This is a genomic window from Paenibacillus wuxiensis (genome assembly GCF_040195695.1).
Classification (GTDB): domain Bacteria; phylum Bacillota; class Bacilli; order Paenibacillales; family Paenibacillaceae; genus Paenibacillus_B; species Paenibacillus_B suaedae.
In genome coordinates this window covers 274,064-298,073 of record NZ_JBEFZI010000009.1, presented here as the reverse complement: position 1 = coordinate 298,073, position 24,010 = coordinate 274,064, and the positions used below count along the sequence as shown (strand labels likewise).

General features: G+C 47.4%; 16 protein-coding genes. 2 read left to right on the top strand and 14 right to left on the bottom strand.

Going from position 1 to position 24,010, the window contains the following annotated elements:
- Window positions 1-14 precede the first annotated feature (14 nt).
- The 3 genes from ABN764_RS21960 to pdxR all read right to left on the bottom strand — a co-directional run bounded on the left by ABN764_RS21960 (window position 15) and on the right by pdxR (window position 9,140).
- Window positions 15-3,752: a hypothetical protein gene (locus ABN764_RS21960; protein WP_446673122.1), complete on the bottom strand. Its 3,738-nt coding sequence runs from the start codon at window positions 3,750-3,752 to the stop codon at window positions 15-17.
- Window positions 3,753-3,967: 215 nt separating this feature from the next.
- Window positions 3,968-7,498 carry a discoidin domain-containing protein gene (locus ABN764_RS21955; RefSeq protein ID WP_446673121.1) on the bottom strand — a complete coding sequence of 1,177 codons (3,531 nt, stop codon included), beginning with the start codon at window positions 7,496-7,498 and terminating at the stop codon, window positions 3,968-3,970.
- A 193-nt stretch (window positions 7,499-7,691) separates the two neighbouring features.
- Window positions 7,692-9,140 (bottom strand): MocR-like pyridoxine biosynthesis transcription factor PdxR, encoded by a 1,449-nt coding sequence (gene pdxR / locus ABN764_RS21950; protein ID WP_446673120.1) that lies wholly within the window; start codon window positions 9,138-9,140, stop codon window positions 7,692-7,694.
- Window positions 9,141-9,571: 431 nt separating this feature from the next.
- Between pdxR and ABN764_RS21945 the strand changes: the two genes are divergently transcribed.
- Both ABN764_RS21945 and cydB read left to right on the top strand, forming a co-directional pair.
- Entirely contained in the window at window positions 9,572-10,981 is a 1,410-nt protein-coding gene (locus ABN764_RS21945) for a cytochrome ubiquinol oxidase subunit I (RefSeq protein WP_446673119.1), read from the top strand.
- Window positions 10,965-11,981: a cytochrome d ubiquinol oxidase subunit II gene (gene cydB, locus ABN764_RS21940; RefSeq protein WP_446673118.1), complete on the top strand. Its 1,017-nt coding sequence runs from the start codon at window positions 10,965-10,967 to the stop codon at window positions 11,979-11,981. Before ABN764_RS21945 ends, cydB begins: the two co-directional genes overlap by 17 nt.
- A 197-nt stretch (window positions 11,982-12,178) precedes the next feature.
- Here the strand turns inward: cydB and ABN764_RS21935 are convergent, their stop codons facing one another.
- The 11 genes from ABN764_RS21935 to ABN764_RS21885 all read right to left on the bottom strand — a co-directional run bounded on the left by ABN764_RS21935 (window position 12,179) and on the right by ABN764_RS21885 (window position 24,000).
- The gene (locus ABN764_RS21935) at window positions 12,179-13,054 is read right to left on the bottom strand and encodes a lipoate--protein ligase family protein (protein WP_446673117.1); all 876 of its coding nucleotides are present in this window, start codon (window positions 13,052-13,054) and stop codon (window positions 12,179-12,181) included.
- An 825-nt stretch (window positions 13,055-13,879) separates the two neighbouring features.
- Entirely contained in the window at window positions 13,880-14,488 is a 609-nt protein-coding gene (locus ABN764_RS21930) for a hypothetical protein (protein ID WP_446673116.1), read from the bottom strand.
- Window positions 14,489-14,549: 61 nt separating this feature from the next.
- Window positions 14,550-15,872, bottom strand: a complete 1,323-nt coding sequence (locus tag ABN764_RS21925) for an ABC transporter substrate-binding protein (protein ID WP_446673115.1) — start codon at window positions 15,870-15,872, stop codon at window positions 14,550-14,552.
- 50 nt (window positions 15,873-15,922) lie between these two features.
- Window positions 15,923-17,083 carry an efflux RND transporter periplasmic adaptor subunit gene (locus tag ABN764_RS21920; RefSeq protein WP_446673114.1) on the bottom strand — a complete coding sequence of 387 codons (1,161 nt, stop codon included), beginning with the start codon at window positions 17,081-17,083 and terminating at the stop codon, window positions 15,923-15,925.
- A gap of 20 nt (window positions 17,084-17,103) precedes the next feature.
- Window positions 17,104-17,982 carry a carbohydrate ABC transporter permease gene (locus tag ABN764_RS21915; protein ID WP_446673113.1) on the bottom strand — a complete coding sequence of 293 codons (879 nt, stop codon included), beginning with the start codon at window positions 17,980-17,982 and terminating at the stop codon, window positions 17,104-17,106.
- A gap of 13 nt (window positions 17,983-17,995) precedes the next feature.
- Window positions 17,996-18,871 (bottom strand): carbohydrate ABC transporter permease, encoded by an 876-nt coding sequence (locus ABN764_RS21910; protein WP_446673112.1) that lies wholly within the window; start codon window positions 18,869-18,871, stop codon window positions 17,996-17,998.
- Window positions 18,868-19,698, bottom strand: coding sequence for a hypothetical protein (locus ABN764_RS21905; RefSeq protein WP_446673111.1), 831 nt, complete (start codon window positions 19,696-19,698; stop codon window positions 18,868-18,870). Before ABN764_RS21905 ends, ABN764_RS21910 begins: the two co-directional genes overlap by 4 nt.
- Window positions 19,688-20,263, bottom strand: coding sequence for a sigma-70 family RNA polymerase sigma factor (locus ABN764_RS21900; RefSeq protein ID WP_446673110.1), 576 nt, complete (start codon window positions 20,261-20,263; stop codon window positions 19,688-19,690). Before ABN764_RS21900 ends, ABN764_RS21905 begins: the two co-directional genes overlap by 11 nt.
- Before the next feature lie 230 nt (window positions 20,264-20,493).
- Entirely contained in the window at window positions 20,494-21,216 is a 723-nt protein-coding gene (locus ABN764_RS21895; protein WP_446673109.1) for a hypothetical protein, read from the bottom strand.
- Between the two features lie 97 nt (window positions 21,217-21,313).
- The gene (locus tag ABN764_RS21890; protein WP_446673108.1) at window positions 21,314-22,657 is read right to left on the bottom strand and encodes an alpha/beta hydrolase; all 1,344 of its coding nucleotides are present in this window, start codon (window positions 22,655-22,657) and stop codon (window positions 21,314-21,316) included.
- Window positions 22,654-24,000, bottom strand: coding sequence for an alpha/beta hydrolase (locus ABN764_RS21885; RefSeq protein WP_446673107.1), 1,347 nt, complete (start codon window positions 23,998-24,000; stop codon window positions 22,654-22,656). Before ABN764_RS21885 ends, ABN764_RS21890 begins: the two co-directional genes overlap by 4 nt.
- Between the last annotated feature and the right edge of the window lie 10 nt (window positions 24,001-24,010).

Below are 24,010 nucleotides of genomic sequence, written 5' to 3'. Positions count from 1 at the left end.
AGAACTTATTTTTACTATCTAAACGGGTAAACCTTTTTCGTTCTCTTAATTAGATTCCCTCTAGCGTCATATTCGAATTGAATTTCGTCTCCTGTATAGAGCGTTATTTTGCTTAAGGTGTTATTTCCATAGTTGTATTGGTAAGTTGTTTTAGGCAGCAAGTACAAGGATGCTGCAACAAGAACAACATCTAGCCCTTTGCCTTTCTCTTCCTCCAAGGTCAGATAGTAGACTTGATTAATTGTCAGTTCATATTCCAGTACTGTGTAGTCTTCCCCGTGCATTTGCTTTACTTCTTTGGAGGCCTTAATTGGTTTCGTCAGTGATTCATCTGCATATAGTGTGATGACAGGCTGCAGTTCAAATGGTTCTTTTTCTTTCGTCACAAACCGAACCAACCCGGTACGAGCGGCTTTATACTTGTAGTAGCCTGTTTGATTCGGCTGTTTGATTACCGTTTTCTGTACGTTATTAAGTAATTCCTCAAATACGACATCCCCTCTAGGGATCGTAAAGGCTCGATATGGCGCTCCGAACTTAACTGGCGAATTGGAGGTTAGCGTAATCCGAACATTGCCTCCTTCAGAAACTTCTACACTCGTATCCACTTGAGTGCCTTGCTTATGAATACTTCCATCTGCCTTATAAGCAACAAAATCATAGAATTTCGCATTCGCCTTCGATGCATCGGTTACAACGTGAGCTGTCGAATTCGTCTTGTTCTGGAACATGACTTGCTGATTCAAATCAAGCACTCTCTTAAGCAGAGCTGGTTCTTTGCTTGGAGTCGCGATAATCTTGTCATTCTCCTTGAAAAGAACAGGGAGTTCGGAAGTACCTGTAATCACAATCGTGCCACCAGCAGGTATAGTCACATTTCCTACATGCTCCAATTGAGCGCTTAATGGGATATTTTGAACATCATATACCGCGTAATCATAGTGACGTCCTACATCTGACGGTGCCAAATTATCGAGCAATACGGACTGGTTGTGTTGGTTTACGAGTACGTAGCTCTCATCTTTGTTTACTTTGAACGATTTCCCTGGCGTAACGGTTTCTCCTCCTTGGAAGGAAGTATATACACCTGCGAAGGTAATTGGCTCGGCACTTACAGTTGTAACCACTACGTTACATCCTGCAGGAATACTTAATGTACCAACGTATCGGTCACTCATTTTCTGAACACGACCGTCAGGCCCCGTTAGAATATAAGCGTATTCATACTGTAATCCTCCCGGGAGAGAAAATAACGTTTCCGTAGAGTCGCTTATATTTGTAAAAGAATAACTATTCCCTTTTGCTACTAAAGCACGGAGCATAGCAGGGTAAGCTGACTTCTCTACGGAGATGCTATCGTTGTACCGGAGTACCACGGGTGTAGCTGATGTGACGGTAACCATCATTTTTCCAGATACTGATGTTGTAAAGCTACTTGTTGAGTCCGGCGTTCTACTCGCCACTTTCCCCATTGCGTCGTATACTACTGTATCTAATGCCCCATGTTCAGAAGTGACATCTTTTCTAATTACCACTCCTGATGGACCCTTATTTAAAAATGTGTAAGATTCATTCTTATTTATCGTAATTTGTTGATACGTACCGCTAGCGTTTTCTTGACCCTTAAACACCGTGTAAATTCCGATAAAGGTTACGGGAGCATCAGAAGCTGTCATCACTACGACTCGATTGCCCGCTGCAACGGATTGGCTGTAAGAAGTGCTTAATCCACTACTGCTTTCGGTACCATCTGTACGATAAATAACATAGTCAAATTTTCCTCCCGAAGAGATGGTTGCATCGTTATTCAGCGTTCTTGTTTTCGTGCTTACATTCGTGAATTCATAGCTTTTCCCTTGCGTAAGTGTGACCCGCAGATGAGATGGATCGGAACTTTGCTGAACAGTAATAGTATCGGCATACTCAAAAGTAATTGGCTCGAGAGACTGAGAAGTCACAATTGCATAGCCTCCCACCGGGATATACGTTGCAACTTTCGAATTGATCCCATCGCCGTGAATGTTCCCGCCTGATTCATATACAACATAATCAAATGACCCTTTTACCTTAGGGGCATCATTTCGAACGGATTGCATTCGTGAACCATTATTATGAAATACATAGGATTCACCTTGATTCACCGTAATGCGCTGGATTGCCTCACCTGGGTTTTCCTGTTCAGCGAATATGCGATATGGACCACCAAACGTGATAGGTATGCCCGTTACATTGGTAACTACGATTGTATGGCCTGCTGGCACACTCGGTTTACTATATGAATTTTTCCCTCTCGACCGTTCACTTCCATCTGGATAGTAAATGACATAATCAAATCTTCCTCCAGAATAGGAAGAGTCACTGCGTAGATAGGCTGAGCCCTCACTTCTGTTCGTGAACTCATGAGTCTGCCCTTGTGTCAATGTCGCACGAACATAAGCTGGTTCTCCGGTATATTCCATTGAAAAATCATCAGTATATTCAAAAGTTACTGGTATGTCCGATTGAACCGTAACAATTGTCGATGCCCCTGATACTATGCTCGGTTGCTTCTTAGAGTTCATTTCATCATATAATCGAGCCCCATCTGCTCGATAAGTCACATAATCAAATGTTCCTCCGAGCTTAACCGCATCATTATGCAGCGAGTGACTCTTACTACCATTATTTGTAATGATATATGACTCACCTTTGCTAACTGTGATACGATGAATTGCTTCATCAGAATCGCTGCCCTCGAACGCTCGATAAGGTGCACCTATCGTAGTAGGGTTATCGCTAACTAATGTTATAACGATCTTGAAGCCTGATTGAACACTTGGCTCACTGCTGCTGTTCGATCTATGGGAGTATTCTGTACCGTCCGGCTTATAAATTACATAATCAAATCGGTGTTTGCTTGGATTTTCAAACTGAATGGATTCTGTTTTCGTACTTAGATTGGTCAGTTCATAGCTTTCACCAGGCTTCAAATCAATGCGTAAATAAGCAGGCTCATCACTCACTTCACCATCTGCGATTCGGTAAGGAAAGCCTATCGTCACAGGGTTCGAAGTTACTCCTGTAATTATTAGCTCCTCGTCATTAGAAATCTGTGGTTTACCTACGGAATAATAGGTTCCATGAACCCGCTTGCCATCAGCATTGTACACAGAATAGTCATAGCGCCGCTCTTGACTTGAAGATACGTTGCTCGCGATTGACTTTGATTCGTCCGGGCCAACATTTAGTAAGCGATAGCTTTCCCCTTTCTGTAAGGTGAATTTTAATAACGCAGGCTCAGATGTTATAGAGTAGGTAGCATCGTCGCGAATCTTCACCGTCATCGGATTAGATTCAGACGGCACTGTAACGATTGCTGTCTGCCCCATATCGTAGGTTATGCTTCCCGTATGATCCATTGCTTTACGTTTGACATCACCTTTTTTTCCAAAGACGACATAATCGTAAAAGATGTTCTTGGATTCGCTTGCATCCGTATATATTGTTCGAAAAGTTGATGAGCCCTCATAGAGGAATTCATACGATTCTCCGGGCTGAATGACAAATTCTACATATTCAGCGGCAATCGCGACCCTATCTCCGTATACATTTTCTGTAACAGGTATAGTTGAAACATCAGATTCAATATCTTCCGGCAATGGAGCGATAACCTCTTCCTCTTCTAGGTCAAGCGCTAACACTTGTCCCGTTCCCGGAATACTTATCGCTATAGCGATGGCAAGAACACACTTTACTAGCTTCTTGTAAATCATCTTATTCTCCTCTCCAAAGAAGTTCTAGAATTTAACAATCATCCATTCTATAACGGTTCCACAATAAGGAATATTAATAGGGAAAAAGTACCTTTTTAAAATCCTATAATTAGGGTTTCGTCTTACTATTTTTAGATCGAAAGACCGATGTATCTTCTTTCATCTGCACAAAAAAACCTCGCCTCCAGCAAGGAAGCGAGGTTTTCACCTGTCTGTTAATTCGGTTCAAGCTGCGTCATGATCGTCTTCATCTCATCAATCGGACGATTGGCATCGTAAGGGTATCGGTTCAGCACTTCGAGCAGCAATTTGTACCATTTTCCCTTGTTACCGATATTCGTCAGCATATCATCCATTGCAGCGATCAACTGCTTGTATTCAGGAATTTGCCCTGGTGAATATACCTCAAACTCGTAGAACGAGTTACCGAAGACGGTTGCCCGCTGGATGCCTTGGAACTTTACATAGCGTGCTGGCGTCATATCAAATTCGAGAATGTCCATTTTACCCTTGGACTCAATGATTCCACCTTCACCGGAAATATTTCTCCAGTTCGTCTTGTCATCAGACACAAGGAGCTGATACTTCTCCGCATAGGCGCCTTCCCACTTAATAATTACTTTATTGATATCCTTGACCTCTCCCAAGTCTACAAGGAACCACGCATCATCCACATACTTGCTGGCCCAGCGAGTAGAAGGATTGCCATCTACGGCCTTGTCAGAAGAATAGTATGGGAACTCTGGTTCCGAGGATTCCGTAGCCTTGTGCAGAGCCAGATTTTCCGTGCTGAGCAGCTCAATCGCTTTATTGTAGATGACCACATTATCCAAGGTGCCCTTGAAGGCGTTGGTCTCGCTGCCAATGCGAAGCGTCGGTAAGACGAGTGTGTTCATTTTCGGATACTCCATTTCCAGACGCTCCACATACTCATCAATATTGACGAACAGTGATACGCCCTTGTCATCGCCCTTCAGCAAGATATGGGTCCACTTGTCTTCTGGAACGACATAATTGAACGTGCTGTTATAATGCTCCTTGCTAAATCCGAGCTTGCCTGTGTTGCCCTGTTTCAATTTCAGCGTACCAACAGGCGATTCCATTAATACGGCGTCATCCGGATTGTTCTTGTCGGGCTTAATCCACATGGAAGCGGTCCAGCCAAATCCAATTGCATCGACTGGTGTCTCGATGTAGCTCTTGCCGCCATTGAAGTGCGCGCCTTGTTCATACTTGCCTTCCGTCATATCCACATTGACAGCCTTGCCATCAAAGCCATTGCCCGAGCTATCCTTGAATCCCTTCTCGAACATGTACTGCATAACAAGATTGTCTGGATTATTTATCGAAATTTTGTGAGAACGATCGGCATTCGGTGCATCGCCGATCACCTTCGTACGATTGTTAAATTGCGCGAAGGATTTATCATCACGTGTTCCCGTCCATAGCTTCTCTGCTACGACCTGTATGCCAGGCAGCAGTCGGATATGCGCATCGTCCATCGATAAGCCATTTGCTTCGGATACGTCATTCCACATGGAGAACATGCCGCCCTTCACGCGCGGATGGCCAAGTGGCAGCGATGTGTTCTCCCACTTGTTCGGCTCCCACTCATCGTACAGGAATTGAGAATTCAAGTAGTTCCCATAAAGGGTAGGCACGATGTACATATATACATTCTGCGAGTTGATGACGTCATAGCCGAGATCCACCGCCTGCTGTGGCGCACCGTATGGCTCATACCAGATATCCATCGTTGCGTCATTACTAATTGGCGTCGTTCCATTATACTGGGTCAAGCCTCCCCATATGTGCGGGTGCTTGCCTTTGCTGTTCATATGCTTCACGAGTGTATCCATGTACCAACGGAAGCGCTCAATATCCGGACCCCAATATTCATCCGTGCCAACATGCACTTCTGGCCCGACGAAGGTTGGATCACTTCCGTCTATATACTCGTTGAATAAGTTCTTGATGAATTCCACAGTTTCTGGCTTAGAAATATCCAAATGGGAATCGTCTCCAAGCGCCGGATTGTAAGTCGTGAATGCACGAGAGTGTCCGGGTGTATCGATTTCCGGGATGATATTGATGCCATAGTCCATGCCCATAAGCTGCAAATCCTTGAATTCTTGCTTCGTATAATGCCCACTAGCGCTTGCAAGCCCCGGATACGTCGTGCTTTCCAAGCGATAAGCTGCACGTGTGCCATCTGCGAATGGCTCCCCGACATCATCATTCAAGTGAATTTGGAACATGTTCATCTTGTACCATGACAACAGCTTCACATAATCACGAAGGAAATCAATCGTGAAAAATTTGCGGGCTACGTCGATCATGAGTCCACGCTTCTCGTACTTCGGATAATCCCTTGCTTCACCTCGTGGAATCGTGAAGTCCTTATTCTGCTTGATAATTTGGAGCGCTGTTCTCGTTCCGAAGAAAGCCCCCTTGGCTGAAGAAGAGGTAATGGATACATACTCCCCTACCTTGAATACGTTTCCTTCATCGCCAAGCCATGATAATGTCGGATCAATCGACAGATACAAATCCCCAGATTTCGGCGTTCCAGAGACAACTGTAAGCTGGTATCCCGTCAGATCCAATACATCTTCGATAGTCTGCTCTGCCGCCTTGCGCAGCAAAGACTCATCCTTCGGATTGACTACAATTCGCGAGGACTTCTTCAACTTGAAATTGCCGGAATCCCCATACCACTCGCGCAGAGAAGGAATCACTTCCGGCTCGGCATTGCGATCCGGTGTCTGCTTATACAAGCCCGGAACGATGACAGGAATACTTCCTGACAACAGCTTCCGATCCGGATTGTTCTGATCCTCTACTTGAATAATCAGATTCACCTTGGCGTCTACTAGCGGTGTACGGATATTGCCTTCGCGGTCGATGACAGGAACTCTGTCGCTGCCAAATATGCTGACACTATAGCCTTCAGGCACACCTGCAGCGGACCAATCGAGCTTCGTCTGTCCGGCTTGCACCGCAAGCGCAGCCGTTACCTTATCGATGACAGATTGCAAGTCATTCAATTGATACACCTCAAATTCAAAAAAGGAATAGCCATACAGCACCCCATCGACAGGAGCGCGCTTAACGCCTTGAAACTTCACATAACGAGCTTCGAGCGAAGGGAAATCAACCGTCTCCACACCGCCTTTACATTGGATGAGACCATCGTTTTCCTTCACATTCGTCCAATTCTGAGCGTCATCCGATACGAGGATCTTGTATGTATCAGCCGGAGTCTGCCAGCGGATTACAACACGATCGAAAGCTTTCTTCTCTCCGAGATCTACATAGAACCATTGATCATCTTCTTTCGCTGAAGACCATCTTGTATTCCCTTTGCCGTCTACAGCCAGCTCAGGCCCCAAATAATCCACTTCATTGCCAGAGGAGAAGGCCTGCTTGTGCAGAGCTAGATTCGTTCCGCTAAATGTAGCAGCCGCAAGAAGGCGAGCCGCTTCCTCATTGGAGTCCCCAGTTGGATTCGGAATGATATTGCCGTCCTTGTCATACACGACATCTGTAACGCTCGGCAGAGTCCCATTGCCCTTATCTGAAATAGATAGGATTGGGCCAACATCGTGATTCTCCACCTTTACATTCTCCTGCCCGTTTGATTGAGCGTACGCCTTCGAAGGCTGAACGACTGTAAGCGTCGAAGTCATCACAACCATCAAACTGAGCAGCATCGAAACCGCCTTCAAATAGATAGATTTCTTCATTATTTCCCTCCATCTCATGTAGTTATTGGATTGCATAGTCCCTCCTTCTTCATCCCTCCAATCTCTCATCTGCGCCGAACTACGTAAACGCTTTCTTTGTTCTTACCTCTCTATAATATTACAAAAAAATGCAATCAGAAAGGAGGAACTTTCCAATTGCATTTCTTTTTGTGAATTTATACTCCGATATAAATCATTTTTTTCGCTGCTGGGATGCATGAATCGCTTGAGCAAATCGTGCTATTCCTAACCCAATTTCCTCCTCATGCGGTCTTGCATACGTAAACCGGACATACCCTGGTTCTGAACCGTAGACCGTTCCGGGATTATAGAGAACCCCTCGCTTTATGCTTTCCTCTAGCAATTTCGCATCAGGAATCGGTGTTTTTACTTTACACCATAAGTGCAGCCCTCCTTGCGGAAGGGAATACGCCACCTCCCCCGGAAGTTCGCGCTCCAGCGCATCGATAAGCAAGTTTCGTTTCTTGAGGAGTTCCTGCCGCAGCCGCGCCAAGTGGCGGTCAAAATAAGTTTCCGACAGCAACCGTGCGGCGATCCGCTGCGGCAGCACGCTCATTCCGAAATCGATCTGCTGTCGTTCAGCAGCAAGCCGCGTAATAACAGATTGCGGGGCAACCATCCATCCGATTCGCAGGCCAGACGCTACAATTTTGGATAATGAGCCAATATAAATGACGGTATTGTTCGTATCAATCGACTTCAGTGTCGGCGGCGGATTGCCTGTGAAGGAAGTCAGACTGAACGGATCATCCTCCACAATGGGAATGCCTAAGCTGCCGCAAATCTCAAGCAATTGTTCCCGTCTAGAGGGGTCAAGCACACGGCCCGTTGGATTATGATAATTCGGATTCACGAATATCATCCGTATGTTGTGCTCCCGATACAAGGACAATATCCCTTCCGGACATACTCCCTTCTCGTCCACAGGCAGCCGAAACAAGCGCAAGCCCGCCGAGTGAAACATAGGCAGAGAATAATAATAGGAAGGATCCTCGATCGCGATCGCATCCCCAGGCTGAAGCAATCGACGAGTTATTAAATAGAGCGATTGATGAGACCCAGAGGTAATGAGAATCGATGATTCTGTCGTCCGAATGCCGCGATATTGGTGTAAAGAAGTGGACAGAACCTCCCGCAGCGGCACATAGCCCTGAGGATCGTCGTAGCTCATATCCTCATGCAGCAGATGCTCGCTCAATAGCGTCCGCATCTCTTCATTTGGCGACAAATCGGGTGACAATTCTCCGCTGGCAAAGTCTATACAGTTGCTGCCCGAATCCAGTGCGGAACGAATTAGTTCTGCGTATACCGGATCAGGCTGTACCAGCTTGCAGTTATCTAAGTATTGATGCCAATCTGGCGTTTGTTGAGAGTCTGCCCCCCACTTCGACTTGCTTACTCGAGTACCACTGCCGACCATACTCTCGATAATGCCTGCTGCACGCAGCTCTTCATAGGCTTGAACGATAGTGCTTCGATTAACATGTATTTGCTCAGCAAATTTACGTTCCGATGGAAGGACGCTTCCCGGAGTAAATTCACCGTTATAAATGCTGCGCTCAATATATGCGGCAATCTGCTGATATAGTGGTTGATTGCTGGAACGATCCGGTTGCCACATAGGAATACACCTCTTACTATTATAATCTGTGATTTTTATCACATATAAATAAGTATATCATTCCCCTACGGACTCTCAGATGACTCGATTTCATCGAAACGTTGTCAACTCTGTGTCAGTCTCTTGAACATGGATGATTCCCCCCCGTTGAAGTGGATGGCGACACCCCATCCACTCTGCTCTATGATAAGGCTGAACGTGAGAACATCACTTGTCGGGTTAGCAGTTCCATGAAAGTAAGTGTGAACGAAGTGTATAACGATGCACATTCAGCCTCGTCATGCTCTTTACTTAAAGCTTTTCTATCGACCGATTGATAGTTGGTGCCGCAACCAGCACTCCATAACGTGAAGATATTCACATTTTAGGAAGCTCACAAACGAAGTTCTCTTTTTGAACGACGATCACACATGTTTTACAAGGAGGTCTACATGGATCAAGTCATTCTCGCGCGAATCCAATTCGCATCAACAACGTTATTCCACTACATCTTCGTCCCTATGACGATTGGACTGGCGTTTTTAATCGCTATTTTGGAGACGCTCTATGTCGTCAAGGACAAGGAGATTTACAAGCAAGCAGCCTTGTTCTGGAGCAAATTATTTCTGATTAACTTCGCAGTTGGCGTCGTCACCGGCATTTTGCAGGAGTTCCAGTTCGGGATGAACTGGTCCAATTATTCCCGCTTCGTCGGTGATGTGTTCGGGCCATCGCTTGCCATTGAAGGGCTGCTCGCCTTCTTTATGGAATCCACCTTCATCGGCTTATGGGTGTTCGGCTGGGATCGCTTATCGAAGCGCGTTCATCTCGCTTGCATCTGGATTGTCTCGATCGGTACCGTATTGTCCGCGTTCTGGATCTTGACCGCCAACTCGTTCATGCATGCGCCTGTCGGATATGAATTCAACAACGGACGGGCAGAGATGAGCGACTTCTTCGCACTCATTACGAATCCGCAATTGTGGCTGCAATTTCCGCATACGCTGTTCGCCGCATTCGCAACCGGCGCCTTCTTCATGGCAGGCGTCAGTGCTTGGAAGCTGCTGCGTGGACACAATCCGGACATGTTCCGCCGTTCGTTCCGCGTCTCGATTACCGTTGCCTTGATTTCGTCCATCATCGTTGCCTACATTGGGCATGCACAGGCGCAGCATCTGCTCACTTCTCAGCCGATGAAGATGGCAGCAGCCGAAGCGCTCTGGGATACGAGCGAGGATCCGGCACCGTTCACGTTATTTGCCAAAATCGATACAGAAAAGAAAGAGAATTCGTTCGAAATCCAAGTCCCATATATGCTCAGTCTGCTATCGTACAACAAGCTTAACGGCAGTGTGGAAGGGATCAATCAAATTCAAGCGCGCTATGAACAAAAATACGGACCAGGAAATTATATTCCACCGATCAAGATGACGTTCTGGAGCTTCCGCATGATGGTTGTTGCAGGAGGGCTCATGTGCCTTGTCGGCATCTACGGACTGATATTGTCCCGCAAGAAGAAGCTGGAGCAGCGCCCCTGGTTCTTGAAGCTGATGGTCGGCATGATCGCCTTTCCGTTCCTCGCCAATTCGGCGGGATGGCTTATGGCCGAGATGGGTCGTCAGCCGTGGGTCGTGTTCGGAGTCATGCGCACAGAGGACGCCATATCGCCGACGGTGACAGCGGAAGAATTGCTCTTCTCGCTCATTGCATTCACGACCATTTATGCGGTACTGGCCATTATTGACGCTGTTCTGTTCGTCAAGGTGATTCGTAAAGATGAGCAGCTGGAAGAACCGGAGGAAGAAGATATGGAGAACTACGATCCATTTGATAAGGAGGTAACACATGCTATCGCTAAATGAGTTATGGTTCATACTCGTTGCCATCTTATTCGTCGGATTCTTCTTCCTCGAAGGATTTGACTTCGGGGTAGGTATGGTCGCTAGATTCCTCGGGAAGACGGATCATGAACGACGCATCATTATCAACACAATCGGCCCTTATTGGGATGCGAACGAGGTATGGTTAATTACAGCTGGCGGGGCTATGTTCGCCGCCTTTCCAGAATGGTATGCCACGATGCTCAGTGGCTTCTATATTCCATTCGTCGTGCTGCTGTTGGCGCTTATTGCGCGCGGCGTAGCGTTCGAGTTCCGGGGCAAGATGGATTATGGTGCTTGGAGAAAAGCGTGGGATGCGGCGATATTCATTGGCAGTCTGCTGCCTCCGTTCCTGTTCGGTGTCGTATTTGCCAATATTATCCGAGGTGTGCCGATCGACGGAAGCAAGGAAATGGTCGGAAGCGTGTTTGATCTGCTGAACGGATATTCCCTCGCTGGCGGTGTGGCCGTAGTCATGGTATGCATCCTGCATGGGCTCGTCTTCATTACGCTGCGAACCACCGGCGAGTTGCGAGATCGGGCCCGGAAGGCAGCTCGCGATATAGGCCCTGCCGTTGTCGTGGTACTATTGCTATTTGCCATGATGACGTATGTCAGCACCGATATTTATACTATTCACGGCAGTGGATGGATCGTCCTGCCACTGTTAGCTGGGTGCGCATTACTTCTAGCAATATTGTTCATTAGACGGGAAAGGGATGGCTTGGCATTCGCCATGACAGGGGCCGTTATCATTTTGTCGGCCGTGAGCATGTTCATCGGCTTATTCCCACGAGTGATGATCAGCTCAATCAGCCCTGAGTTCCATTTGACGATTATGAATGCTGCTTCTGGTGCTTACTCGCTGAAGGTGATGACGTATATCTCTCTGACGATTCTGCCATTTGTGCTCGGATATCAAATTTGGAGCTACTATGTCTTCCGCAAGCGGATTGACGATAAGGAGCATTTGGAGTATTAAAGTATATGCAGGATCAAGCTAGCAACATAGAAAGAGCAGAACCATTCCATCCCGAATGGTTCTGCTCTTTTTATCGTTATAGTACCTGTTGTACGATAGTGCCCGTTGTGCGGCATATATGTGAATACTCGATTGTACCGTGTACAACATTGAATTTTCACTCAAAAATTTTACTAAGATATTTTTACTAAGATATCTCACACGGAGAACTTGATACCGTACCGCTCCCGCAGCGTGTCGATAACCGCATGTACTTGTTTCGGCTCCGGAATCCATAATCCTGCGGCTGCTTCCTCCATGTTGCGGCTCGATTGACGTTCCCGCACCACTTGTTTCACAGCTTCTATAAAAACTTGCGCCGCCCCGCCGCCAACACTGCTGCCGAGCGAAGCCAGCTCTTCCAGACTGCCAGTCTTATCTTCCGTCACAATAGGATGATCCGGTTGCACCTCACCCGACGCAGCACGCTCATAGAAGGAGCGGACGAGCTCAGCACTCTCCTTGCCCGAACCCTCGCAGATGACGAATGCTTGCACGACAAAGGCATGGGCCTGACGCCGCTGCGCAATGCCGCAAAATTTGATGCCGCCTATGCTGAGATCATAATCACCAGGACAATACGCGCCAGCGATTTCACCCTTGTAGACCGTATAGCCCGTGTTCTGCAGAGCAAGCTTGATCAACTGATACATGCGCTCATAGTCTGAGCGAAAGCATTTGTCGCCCATCCCTTCCTTCGGCAGTATCAAGGAAATATTCACAACTCCCAAATCAAGTGGCACGGCAGCCCCACCCGTGCTGCGAACAGCCGTCGAGTAGCCAATCGATTCCAGCCATTGCTGCGCCTCTGCCGCATGCGGCAGTCTGCTGTCACGCAGTCCCATCACAAAGCCCCGCGGATGACGCCACAGGTGACATACAGCAGGTCCTCCCTTGCCTGTATGTCTGCACAGCAGCTCGTCCAATGCAAAAGGATACAGAATGTCAAGCTCCTCCAGATGCTGCGTGCGATCCAGCACGAGGATATTGTCTAGTCCTTCTCCCATACGAAATGAAGCCGTACATTCCGCCATTTCTGCATCCCCCTTATCGATCATAAAACCTACCGAACCTTTATACTCATCGGATTCCTAGAGATACGGATCATCAACATTATGCATCATCTTGACCGACCATTCGGAATTACCGAGCCACTATTATGAATCTATCCAATCTCGAATCTATAGGTATCTTAACATGGATGCGTTCGTTACGGAAAACAAGTGTTTCATCGGTAATTCCCCTGACTTTAGCGCCTATAAAAAACCCCTCCAAAGGAGGGATAGACGTAACCTTTTTTCAGTTGCTAAAACGAAGATACAACTAAAAAATTGGCGGTGTATATGTAATACATCGAGTCCGATCTAATTTTTAGTCATGTAATACATTTGCATTATTATTTCCCCTCGAGGAAGGCATGCAACTTTCGAATATTGCGGAATTTAACAAAAATTAGTATACAGGCAATATATTCCTCGGTTTATTTTGTATCAGTTTCATCTATTATCACTAATTTGTAAGTGCTATCATTTTTGAAGTGTTCATAAGTTGCAAGATATGTTTTACCGACAACTAAAAAATTTTGAGTAGTAAAAGTATCAAGAAATAACTTTACTCACGGTATTGGTTCTTACATTCACTATCAGCATGGGTACAACATTCGCCGAGAATACAACATATACCGAAACCGAATTGGACACAATCTTAACTAAAGCGGAAGTTCCACAAACAATCCTTGAAGAAATGGATTATGATCTCAAAAACTCCAGGGTAACGCCAAAGATTTCGGTTTTGTTCTCTAGAGATGGTTTTCCATAAGCAAAAAACCGCTTAGCGATGTCGCTAAGCGGTTCATATTCCTACATCTGAATCGATTCAATCATCTCATGAATGGCCTTCTGCCATTCATCTTGCTCATTAGCTGGAGCGCTAAAATGAATCTCCAGAAGTGCCCCAGCTAATTCCGCCCAACCAACGAAAAGATAAGTGTCTCCCTTCTGTGAAGGCATGATGACTTCATTGACTGCAAAGTGCTTTCCATGAACGAGTAACGTTTCATTTTTCAACCACTCCAGCTGTTCGCCTTCACTGTCTTGTTCCAAAATCAACTTCATCTTCAATCGTGCTCCATCAATACCAGCATCGGTCACGCGTTGCTCTGGGTCATGCCGCATCTCGAGCTTCACTCTCTTATGGCTGTCCGTATAGACAAGCTCCGAGTTCGATGTCTCATCCAATTGCAACTCTAATCCCTGTGGGAGCTTTACCGACATCAAATTTGAGAACACTTGGATTATTCCTTGCTCAGCAACCTTATTTTCCGTTTTGTTATTGTCTTTTTCTTCGTGTCCTTGTTCCTGCTGCACATTCAAAGAGACTCTCTTGCTCTCGCCAGCATCCTTCTCTTCGTGTCCTTGAAATCCGCAAGCCGAAATGCTTACTGCTACCGCGAGCGATAGGATTGTCATCCACTATCTCATCCTGTTTCCTTCCCTATTTCTTCCCATTGGCGTCTACCCCCATTATCGTCTATTCATTTAAATAGGTCGTCACACGGTTCGCGATCAACTCCGCGACCGCTTGTGCCGATTTCTGACCGCTAAAGTAAGCCTTCGCTTCCTCATCAATAATCGATTGAATCTTCGAATCATTCGTTTGCGGTGTAGTCGCATGCTCCAGCATCTGCTTGATCATGTCGATGTCTGCCTTCTGAACCGGGATCGAGGAACCCATGGGCGATTCGATCGCTCCTTTGTCTAGAAGATCCTTAAACGTCTTTTCGTTTACCTTTTTATTGACAGAGAATCCTTGTAGTCCAGGCAACGTCTGGATCTCCTCGGACAATAAGAACTTCATGAAGTCCCACGCTTCCGCCTGCATGCTCGAATTCGCGTTGAGCCCTAAGTTCTTATGCATCATGAAGGTGCCTCCAGTCTGTTGCCCCGTTGTGAGCGGCTTGCGATAGATCTTTCCTTGCTCATAGAACATCGCTGGTCCAATGAAATAATCTTCAGCCGATAGGATCAAGGCCGGAGCAAAGAAATAATCTCCTGCTTCCACTTCCGCATCCGTAACCACCTTGTCCGCATACATCGTCTTCACTTGCTCCATCAGTTCAACGAATGCATTGGCATCGAAACTAGCAGAGCGTTTCTCTTCATGAACAATGCGAGTATAGTTATCGGCGAATAGAAAGTTCAACATCCGCTCGGGCGGTGTATTCCCCATCGAATACGTATGTCCGCCGGATACCGCCAGACGTGTGCCCACCGTCGTGAATTCTCCCCATGTCCATGTGCGGTCATCGAATTTCACGCCGGATTGCTGAATTGCCTTTGCATCGCCCATCAAACTGTCTAAGAAAAACCGCAAAGGCAGCGAATAAAGCCCCCCTCGCATCTTAGCCCCATCCAAGATGTTCATCTCATACGAACTGGAATCAAAGGCAGGGTCCTGCTTCATCAACTCACTCAAGTTCACCAGCGCTTGCTTGTCTACGTATTTCCCAACCGGCAGACCTTCCACATCTAAAGCAATCAGATCGGCCCCTTTACCAGACAATAGCTCTGTATTCGTGGTGTTCACATATTTCTCTAGATCCCCTTCTTGACTGGAGCCTTCCCCTTTGTTGTATACCTTGATTTGAATATCCACATCAGGATGCTGCTCTCCATACAACTTCACCGCCTGCGCATACACAGGATCCGTTTGAAATACAGATAGAACTAAGGTTTTCTTCCCGTCGCGGCCCTGCTTTCCTTCCTGCTTAGACTCACCATTCTGTCCACCTGCGCACGCTGTCAACGCCATTGCTAAGGCAACGAGTAAACCAAGCACACTCCTTTTGTTCATCCTAAACCTCTCCTCCCCATTCTCCATACGATTCATGCAGTTCAAGCGCATTACACCCTAACACGTTGACCTTCGGTTAGCGGTTCGCTGCTCTCGACAATTATTCGATCTTTCCCATATACCCCTTGCAGCACCAGTGTTTCTTGCCCATTCGTCCTCCCTAACCGGACGGGAGATTTGCGAACAATGAAGGTATTGCCGAGCGGTCCTGGACGCTCTTCGATGACAAGAACATAGCTGTTCTTCCCTTCCTGACGTATCGCTTCGTTCGATACGAGCATACCTCCATCGGTCTTCTCCGATTGTGTCAATTCCACACTCACAAGTTCATTCGCCTGAACATTCGGATGTTGCACCTTTACAACGACCCGTTGGCCGGAAACCGTCTGAGACGCACTTCCTCCCACCCCATCTTGCAAGGAAGCACCTCCATCAGCACCTGACATCGGACGAATGTCCGTAATAATCCCTTCAGCCGGGATTTTGGTCCCCTCATGCTCGATTTGAACTTTCAACTTCTCATCGGTACGCAGTTTCAGGCCTAAGTCATCCGGGATGACCATTTCGAATTGATAACCTTGCTGCCTATTAGCTATGCTAATATCTGGCCCGCCACTCCCCGAAGGCTGCTGCGGCGTCGCATGAACCTGTGTCACAATACCGTCAAAAGGCGCGATAATGCGTTTGCGATCACTCGCCTCCGACTGCATCGTGGTCACTTTTCGCTCCTGAACTCCTATAGCTATTCGCGCCCGCTCCAACTCCCGCTTCGTGCGGCGCGCCTGTATCTCATCGTTATTTTGTACAGCTTCAATGTAGGCATCTTGCAAGTCAGCCAGTGAGAGCTGCTGCCCTGCAAGACCAGCCTGCACGTCCAGAATATCCTGAGCAGCAGAAGGGTTCTCATAGGTGATTAATGTCTGCCCCTTCGCCACTCGATCTCCTTCCTTCACATGGACTTCCTTGATTGACCATTCCGCCTTGTTCGATAACTCGATAAGCTGCCGCGGCATCAGCCGTGCCGTACCACGCCAATCGGTTACTAACGCGTCTTGCCTTCCCTGCTCGGTTCGCACCTTCGGCAGATGTAAGGTCAGCAAGGTATTGCTCGATAGGGTAAGGAGAAGAAGCAAGCCTACGAATAGGCTGGAGAGCCTTACTATTTTTCGTTTTTTACTTGCATCCAGCGCTTCTGTAAACCCTGTAGCCATCCTATCCCTCCTCTCATGAGCTACCCTTTGATCCCCGACATTTGGACCCCTTCGATAAAATAAGACTCCGCATATAAGAACAGGAGCACCATTGGCGTCATATAGATCAGCGATGCGGCAAAGCCGATGCCTTGGGCTTCCTTATGAATTCTAGATAAATAGAGTGATAACGGCTGTTTAAAGACATCTTCCAAAAAGATCAAAGGCTGCTCGACCATATTCCAATAATCAACGAACAGCAATACAATCAGCGCCGCAATTCCCGGCTTCATCAAAGGCAGCATAATCTGATAGAAAATACGGTAATGACCGGCTCCATCCATCTGAGCTGCTTCAACAAGCGCATAGGGAATCGAGAGCATAAATTGTCTCAACATGAACACACCGAATGCCGCGAATATCCCTGGTAAAATAATCGCGCCAGCTGTATTCATGAGTCCCAACTTGTCAGCAATAATATAATTCGGAACCAAGGTCACTTGGAAAGGCATCAGCATCGTCAGCAAATACACCCGAAACCAGCCTTCTCTGCCTCTGAACCGGAGCTTGGCAAAAGCGTACGCAGCCAGTGCACTGACAACTGTCTGTCCCGCAATAATCGCCACGACCATTGCAACGGAATTCCATAACATGAACAAATACGTCGGCGTCTCTAGCAAAACGCTCCCATACTGCTCGAAGGACAGCCAATCCGGGATGAGCTTCAGATTCACATATACAGCAGTCTCTCCTTGCGTAACGACTGGCATTTGACCCACTAGGCCGTAATTGCCGCGAATTTCCTGCTCCGTCATCAGTGAATTTGTGAAAGTTATCACAATAGGAAATAGCATGATGACCCCGATGCATGCCATCACCAGCGTGACCGATAGGTTCCGAATGAAACCCGCCTTCTTCATTCTTCCTCCCGTTTCATTCCATAAATTGTGTATATCGCTTCTCTACTCGAAGCAGCAGCGCCACGATGATAAAGATCCCGATCACCATCAGTGTCGCAGCCGCTGACAGCTTCTGCACATCCATTGCGAGGAACATATTGTTCATATAATGCTGAAGCGTGTAGATGCTGTCATGCGGATAATCACCTGCGATCAGGTATGTTTCACGGAATACTTTGAACGTATTCATCATCGACATGAGGACGACGAAGACCATCGTCGGCGTTAGATAGACAAGTGTAATCCCGTAACATTGACGCCACTTGCCTGCTCCCTCCAGCTCAGCCGTCTCATAGTAATCTCGCGGGATGCTTTGCAGTCCGGCAAGGAATAAGATGATGTTGTAGCCAATATGTTTCCATAGGTAGAACACTGAGATCACGCCCCTCGCCCAAGCCGACTTCATCCAGTCTACCTGTTGTTCAATCCCGACAGCATGCATCCAAGCGTTAATTGATCCGTTCCAATCAAACAACACTTGCCACACCATCACAACAGAAGCAACGGGCACAACCAACGGCAGCACATAAGCCATCCGAAGCCATTGGCGTAAATAAAGGTTCCGGTTCAGCACGAGCGCGATCCCGAGTGACAGGATAAGCATCAGCGGGACATTCACCGCCGTGAACCAGAACGTATTCGAGACGGCTTTACGATAGGAATCACTGTTCAACAGCTCCCGATAGTTGGCGAGTCCAACAAATGAACCGCCAACCGTTCGATCCAATACCGAATAGACGATCCCCATCCCGAACGGAATGAGATAGAATAAGGCAAAGCCAATGGCGCTCGGCAGCAAGAATGTTGCTGCTACCAGTCCTTCTCTGCGGCTTAGACGATTCCGCTTCATGACTTCTCCGAAGGGAAGAATGCAACACTTGTACTGCCATCTTGGAGATTTACTTGGAACATCTCTTTGCCATCCGCTACACGCTTGTAGATGACGATGAATTGACCGATTCCTTGTGCTTCACCTGGCTGGGTTCCTGCCACTTCAGGCTGATATCCATCAATAGACACATCCAATTGCTTCAAAAATGCATTAGCCATCGCGATCGCTTCCGATTTCTGCAATTGTGAAGCATGCGGAGCGTATGGCTCTAGACCTATCGCTTGCACAAACCGAATCTGTCCTGTCTCCACATCGACATTGGCTACAACCTCTTTATGCGTCTCCTCGAATGTCTTTCCTTTTCCCATTAGAATTACATTTAATGTATGAATCTTTTCCCCTCCATTGATTCCCTTGGCAATTTGAGCGCTTGCGATGTCGAAATCCTTCGTCTCAGGGAACCCACGGTAAATGCGTGCAAGCACTTCTTGCGCCGTCTTATTGCCGCTAATCTCATCCGCATATAAGTTCGTGGTAACATAATCTGAATCCTCATCCTTCGTGATGAAGCTGCGCACATCTTCCGTCCCGGATAGATTGAGCAAGGCACGAATCTGCGCAGCTACGGTAGGCCCGGTATAGATGACAATCGGCGCGAGGAGTACAACCGCAAGCACGCATGCTACCATGCGAATGTTCAGATTTGATTTTGATGTTTCTTTGTTTTTTTCATTACGATATCGTTCGTAAGAAACTTCTTGAATGCGCTTCTGCATGTCAGATGGATTTTCCATTGCTTCCGCACAATCCTGAAGCTTATCGCGCAGTTGTTGTTCAATGGACATAAAGTTCCTGCTCCTTTTCTGATTCAAGATACGGGCTGAGCTCGCGAAGCTTCCCCAATGCAGCATGATGCCTGGATTTGACTGTGCCTACGGGAATGTCCAGCAATTCAGCGATTTCATCGAAGGTGTATTCGTGATAGTAGCGCAGAATAACCACCGCTCGAAGCTTATAGGAGAGCTGATGAACCATGGTCAACATCTCCTGATGGGTCTCGGCCTCCAAAATCCGGCGATCCGAGAACATATGCTCTTCTCTCTCCAAGAGCTTCTTCTTCTCGAAGATTCGGAACCTCCTCCAGCTTTTTGTTCTCCACTTCTGTATTTGTTTCAGCGCAATGCCATGCATCCAAAATCGGAAGGGACGATTCACATCGTAATTATCGATGGATCGCCACAACTGAAAATAAATTTCGTTCATGACATCCTCTATCTCATTTTTCTCCGTCATCAAAAAGACAACGGAGCGGTAAATTTCGGGGAATGACCAATCATAGATCACTTGAAATGCAGACGAATCCCCTTCCTTCATCCGTTCAATCCAATGCTCGATATTGATATCTTTCATGAAAAAAGGGCCCTCCTTGGTAAGCTTACAATCTATATTGCCTCGTTCACCCGAAAAGGTTCGGTTTTCTTTTATTTTTTTTCAAGCCATTATATTCGATTATATCGTTAATGAAGCCTTGCGTCGTTGTTGGCATCGTTACAGGGCAAAGATGGCAGAACATAAGAAAAAGACGTGAATGAGAAATCTCTTCTCACACACGCCTTGTTCACATCAGCATCAGTTACCGATTATAGGGTACGAAACTTCAGCTTGGTGCAATCGATAAAGAACGAATACGTTCTTGTCTCCTTGGCTCCTTTTACGGATAACGCGAGCTTCAAATTGACAATATCTCGATCCTTCAAGCCTTGATTGCGGATCCAGCCATGCAGTTCCTTCTTCGGTCGAATCGTTTTGTCCGCAAAGTCCGGATTATCCGATGCAATCTCGACCGCTTCTGTAGTTCTCCCTTTAACGCCGATGTTCGCTTTCGTTATTACTTTTTGCATATCAAGTGTAACCTTGTCTTTATCCGAGTTGTTTTTAATCGTCACTTCGAAGTCCGTAGCCTTTTCCGTAACCCGAATCGAATGAACCGTAACCTCTACATCGTTCACCGTATAGGTTACTGGCAGCTTGTCCATCTTCTTGTCGCTGCTGTCAGGATTTACTCCCGGCTTCTTACGATTACGATTCTCGTCCTTCGTTATACCGCCATGATCGATAGCGTCTATACTGGACTCCTTAGGGATATCTTTATCCATCGGCGACATCGTTCGATTGCCCATTGCCCCGGACAGCTCTCGCACTGGAAGATGATCGTCTATCGTTACAAGCTTGTCGATCGACAGTTTCTTTCCTTCCTCATCAAGTCCTTTCTTCTCAGCATTGGCGATTATCGCCGAAGTACTTAATGCGATGCCCGTGAACAAGATAGCGCCAAATAGGAAGCCTGTTTTCCATGTCTTCATGCTGTATCATTTCCTCTCGTCTCATTCTTCTCCCAATGCCGATTCTCATATCACTCATTTATTCGTCCATTCACATCGCGCTTCCATCCGTTTATCCTTACTGCCCGCTCCATCTCTCAACATGTATCTCTAAGGTTGCATCCTGCTCTGCCTTATAGCTGCGTTCGACGCGAGCCCCCGCTCCATCAACCTCCACGATTCCGTCTTCTCGGTTCACTTGGAACAGCCAATCTGTATGCAGCGGGATACGCAGGCGTGTCGCATATACATCCTTGTTCGGATCGTACGTCAACGGGAACCAAGCGTACAGCTTGAGATCCTGCGGTGTACCAGGCGGCACATGGACAATGATCTCCAAATCAACATGCGTACGGAGCTCCTCCACAATTTGCAGAGGCAGCGAGGCTTCCCATCCCTCAAATTGCACCGTTACTTCCGTAACGCCCGGGCGAAGCGGAATGACCCTGCCGTCGTCCCGAACCTGCGCGATTTGCTCATCCGCTACACAGTACGCAGCACGAAGCACTGACATCTTGAAGCCGGAATCGAACTCGATAATCGGATTCAGCCGGCACGGAGGCCCGGCGATCCCAACCACTTGATCGCCTTGCAGTGTAAGAGAGCAAGCCTTGCCGCGCTTGCCGAAGAAGTGAAGAAGCGGTGCAGATACTCTTGCTGCCCAATCCTTCTCCACGTGCGCCGCACCGGGCTCATAGAGGTAGACAAGCTCGTCATCTGCTTTGTAGCCAATGCTAAGCAATTTTTCTGCTGCTTCGCGCACATGCTTTTCCATGACCAGCAGCCCTTCACGGCTGCCGAGATCGATCCAAATTTTCTTAATGGACTGCTTGGCGGTAAAGGTATGGTACAAAGGCACTTCTTCCAAGGTTTCGGGATAAACGCAATACAAGTAAGGAGAGACAATCCCCAGCATGCTGAACACGTCGGGACGCCGTAGCCCAATATGGTATGTCACCTGCCCGCCCCTCGAAGAGCCCATTAAGGCCGTATGCTCCTGCTCAGGCAGCGTGCGGAATAAGGCATCCACATAAGGCTTGACCTCTTCGATCAAGAAACGCTCATACTGATGGCCTCGCGGTTGAACTGAAAACTTGTCGTCCTGATAACAAACGCCCTCCAAATCATGCGTGAACTCATCTGCCCGCTCCATCCCCATATTCGGAATGCCGACAATGATGATCTCCTCAATACGCTGTTCGGCAATCAGCTTATCGGCGGCAGCGTGCACGTTCCATGAATAGCCGTTGAAGGCCGAATGAAAAATATTTTGACCGTCATGCATGTATAAGACTGGATACCGCTTGTTCGAATCTTGTTGGTAGCTCGGAGGAAGATAAATGAACAGCTCTCTATCGTTGTTCAGATGTTCCGAGTGAAATGTTTCAACGCGCAGGATGCTTGATCCGTACTTCGTGCTCATCGCTCCTCCAACCTTTCCGACGCTAAATCGATCCAATTCTCGACTTCGTAATACAGCTCCAAACCATCAGTAACCGTAAATTTGCGATATGGCACTTCTTGACCGTAACGATCCGTCTCATGTTTGCCCAAGCCACGGGAAATCCGGAACTCGAACGCCATATCCCGCGGCACCTCGAACGTGCCTCCATATTGCCCTTCATCGATTATTGGCAGCTCGATCCCTGCATACAGCCTTTCGGTAGGCGGCGTATTTTCGGGCACCTTTACGACCAACGTAACTGCAGCCGTCTCCGAAAGATACGGAATAACTGTAATTTCTGCATGTGCTGTGAGCTGATCATGATGATAGATGACGCGCGTCTTGCCCGACCGCTTCGGAATGAGCGTTCCATCCACGGTTACTTCTAGGATGCGGGGATCGGCCACTTCATACCGAGCGTTCAAATCCGTCATGACAAAACCGCTGTCGTAATGAACGACCGCATTGAACCTTAGCGTCGGCCCCAGAATTCCGACTACATGGGAACCGTGCAGTTCAGCATGTACAGGCGTACCGATATCTCCGAAGAAATAAAGGAGTGGCGCATGAACCCTTGCGGCCCAATCCTTCTGCGCGTGTCCGGAACCGACGGCATAGTAATACATCAGATCATTCCCCGGCTCATATCCGATCCGAACGAGCGTGTCTACGACCTGCCGCACATGCTTCTCCATAACGGTAAAGCCTTCCGCATCACCTACATCCATCCAGATCTTGAGATCCTTCTTTTCCGTATAGATATGACTTAGCCAGCGATCCTCCATCGTATCCGGATTTACGCTAACGACGAACGGACATAATGCCCCGATCATGCCGAACGTATCCGATTGGCGAAATCCGATATTGTAGGACACCAAGCCGCCAGCGGATGACCCCATTAAGGCAGTGTGCTCCTTGCCTGGAAGTGTACGGTATTCTCGATCGATATAAGGCTTCACTTCCTCTACGAGAAACTGCTCGTACATCTCGCCTTGATTCGCTGTGTTAAATAGGTTGTGCCCATCCGGATTCGCATGCATGTACTCCGCAATCCGTGCATCTTCGATATGGGAAATGGCCACTACGATGATTTCCTTCATCCTGCCTTCGGCTACAAGACGATCAACCGTAAGATGGACATCCCAGGAGTCTCCCTTGTGATCCGCGAAAAAGGCATGCTGCCCATCGTGCATATAGAGCACGGGATACCGCTTCTGTTCGTTCGTCCGATAGCTCGGAGGCAAGTAAATAAATACTTTTCTTCGATTAGATAGGATGCTCGAATAAAATTCGTCAATCTCAATAAGACGTGATGAATCCACTACGCATTTC

Bases quoted from the DNA above. Each gene is read 5' to 3' on its own strand.
- ABN764_RS21945 (WP_446673119.1), top strand. From the start codon at position 9,572: ATGGATCAAGTCATTCTCGCGCGAATCCAATTCGCATCAACAACGTTA.
- ABN764_RS21905 (WP_446673111.1), bottom strand. From the start codon at position 19,698: ATGTCCATTGAACAACAACTGCGCGATAAGCTTCAGGATTGTGCGGAA.
- ABN764_RS21915 (WP_446673113.1), bottom strand. From the start codon at position 17,982: ATGAAGAAGGCGGGTTTCATTCGGAACCTATCGGTCACGCTGGTGATG.
- ABN764_RS21930 (WP_446673116.1), bottom strand. From the start codon at position 14,488: ATGACAATCCTATCGCTCGCGGTAGCAGTAAGCATTTCGGCTTGCGGA.
- ABN764_RS21955 (WP_446673121.1), bottom strand. From the start codon at position 7,498: ATGAAGAAATCTATCTATTTGAAGGCGGTTTCGATGCTGCTCAGTTTG.
- pdxR (WP_446673120.1), bottom strand. From the start codon at position 9,140: ATGTGGCAACCGGATCGTTCCAGCAATCAACCACTATATCAGCAGATT.
- ABN764_RS21925 (WP_446673115.1), bottom strand. From the start codon at position 15,872: ATGAACAAAAGGAGTGTGCTTGGTTTACTCGTTGCCTTAGCAATGGCG.
- ABN764_RS21920 (WP_446673114.1), bottom strand. From the start codon at position 17,083: ATGGCTACAGGGTTTACAGAAGCGCTGGATGCAAGTAAAAAACGAAAA.
- ABN764_RS21900 (WP_446673110.1), bottom strand. From the start codon at position 20,263: ATGAAAGATATCAATATCGAGCATTGGATTGAACGGATGAAGGAAGGG.
- ABN764_RS21935 (WP_446673117.1), bottom strand. From the start codon at position 13,054: ATGGCGGAATGTACGGCTTCATTTCGTATGGGAGAAGGACTAGACAAT.
- ABN764_RS21890 (WP_446673108.1), bottom strand. From the start codon at position 22,657: ATGAGCACGAAGTACGGATCAAGCATCCTGCGCGTTGAAACATTTCAC.
- ABN764_RS21895 (WP_446673109.1), bottom strand. From the start codon at position 21,216: ATGAAGACATGGAAAACAGGCTTCCTATTTGGCGCTATCTTGTTCACG.
- ABN764_RS21960 (WP_446673122.1), bottom strand. From the start codon at position 3,752: ATGATTTACAAGAAGCTAGTAAAGTGTGTTCTTGCCATCGCTATAGCG.
- ABN764_RS21910 (WP_446673112.1), bottom strand. From the start codon at position 18,871: ATGAAGCGGAATCGTCTAAGCCGCAGAGAAGGACTGGTAGCAGCAACA.
- cydB (WP_446673118.1), top strand. From the start codon at position 10,965: ATGCTATCGCTAAATGAGTTATGGTTCATACTCGTTGCCATCTTATTC.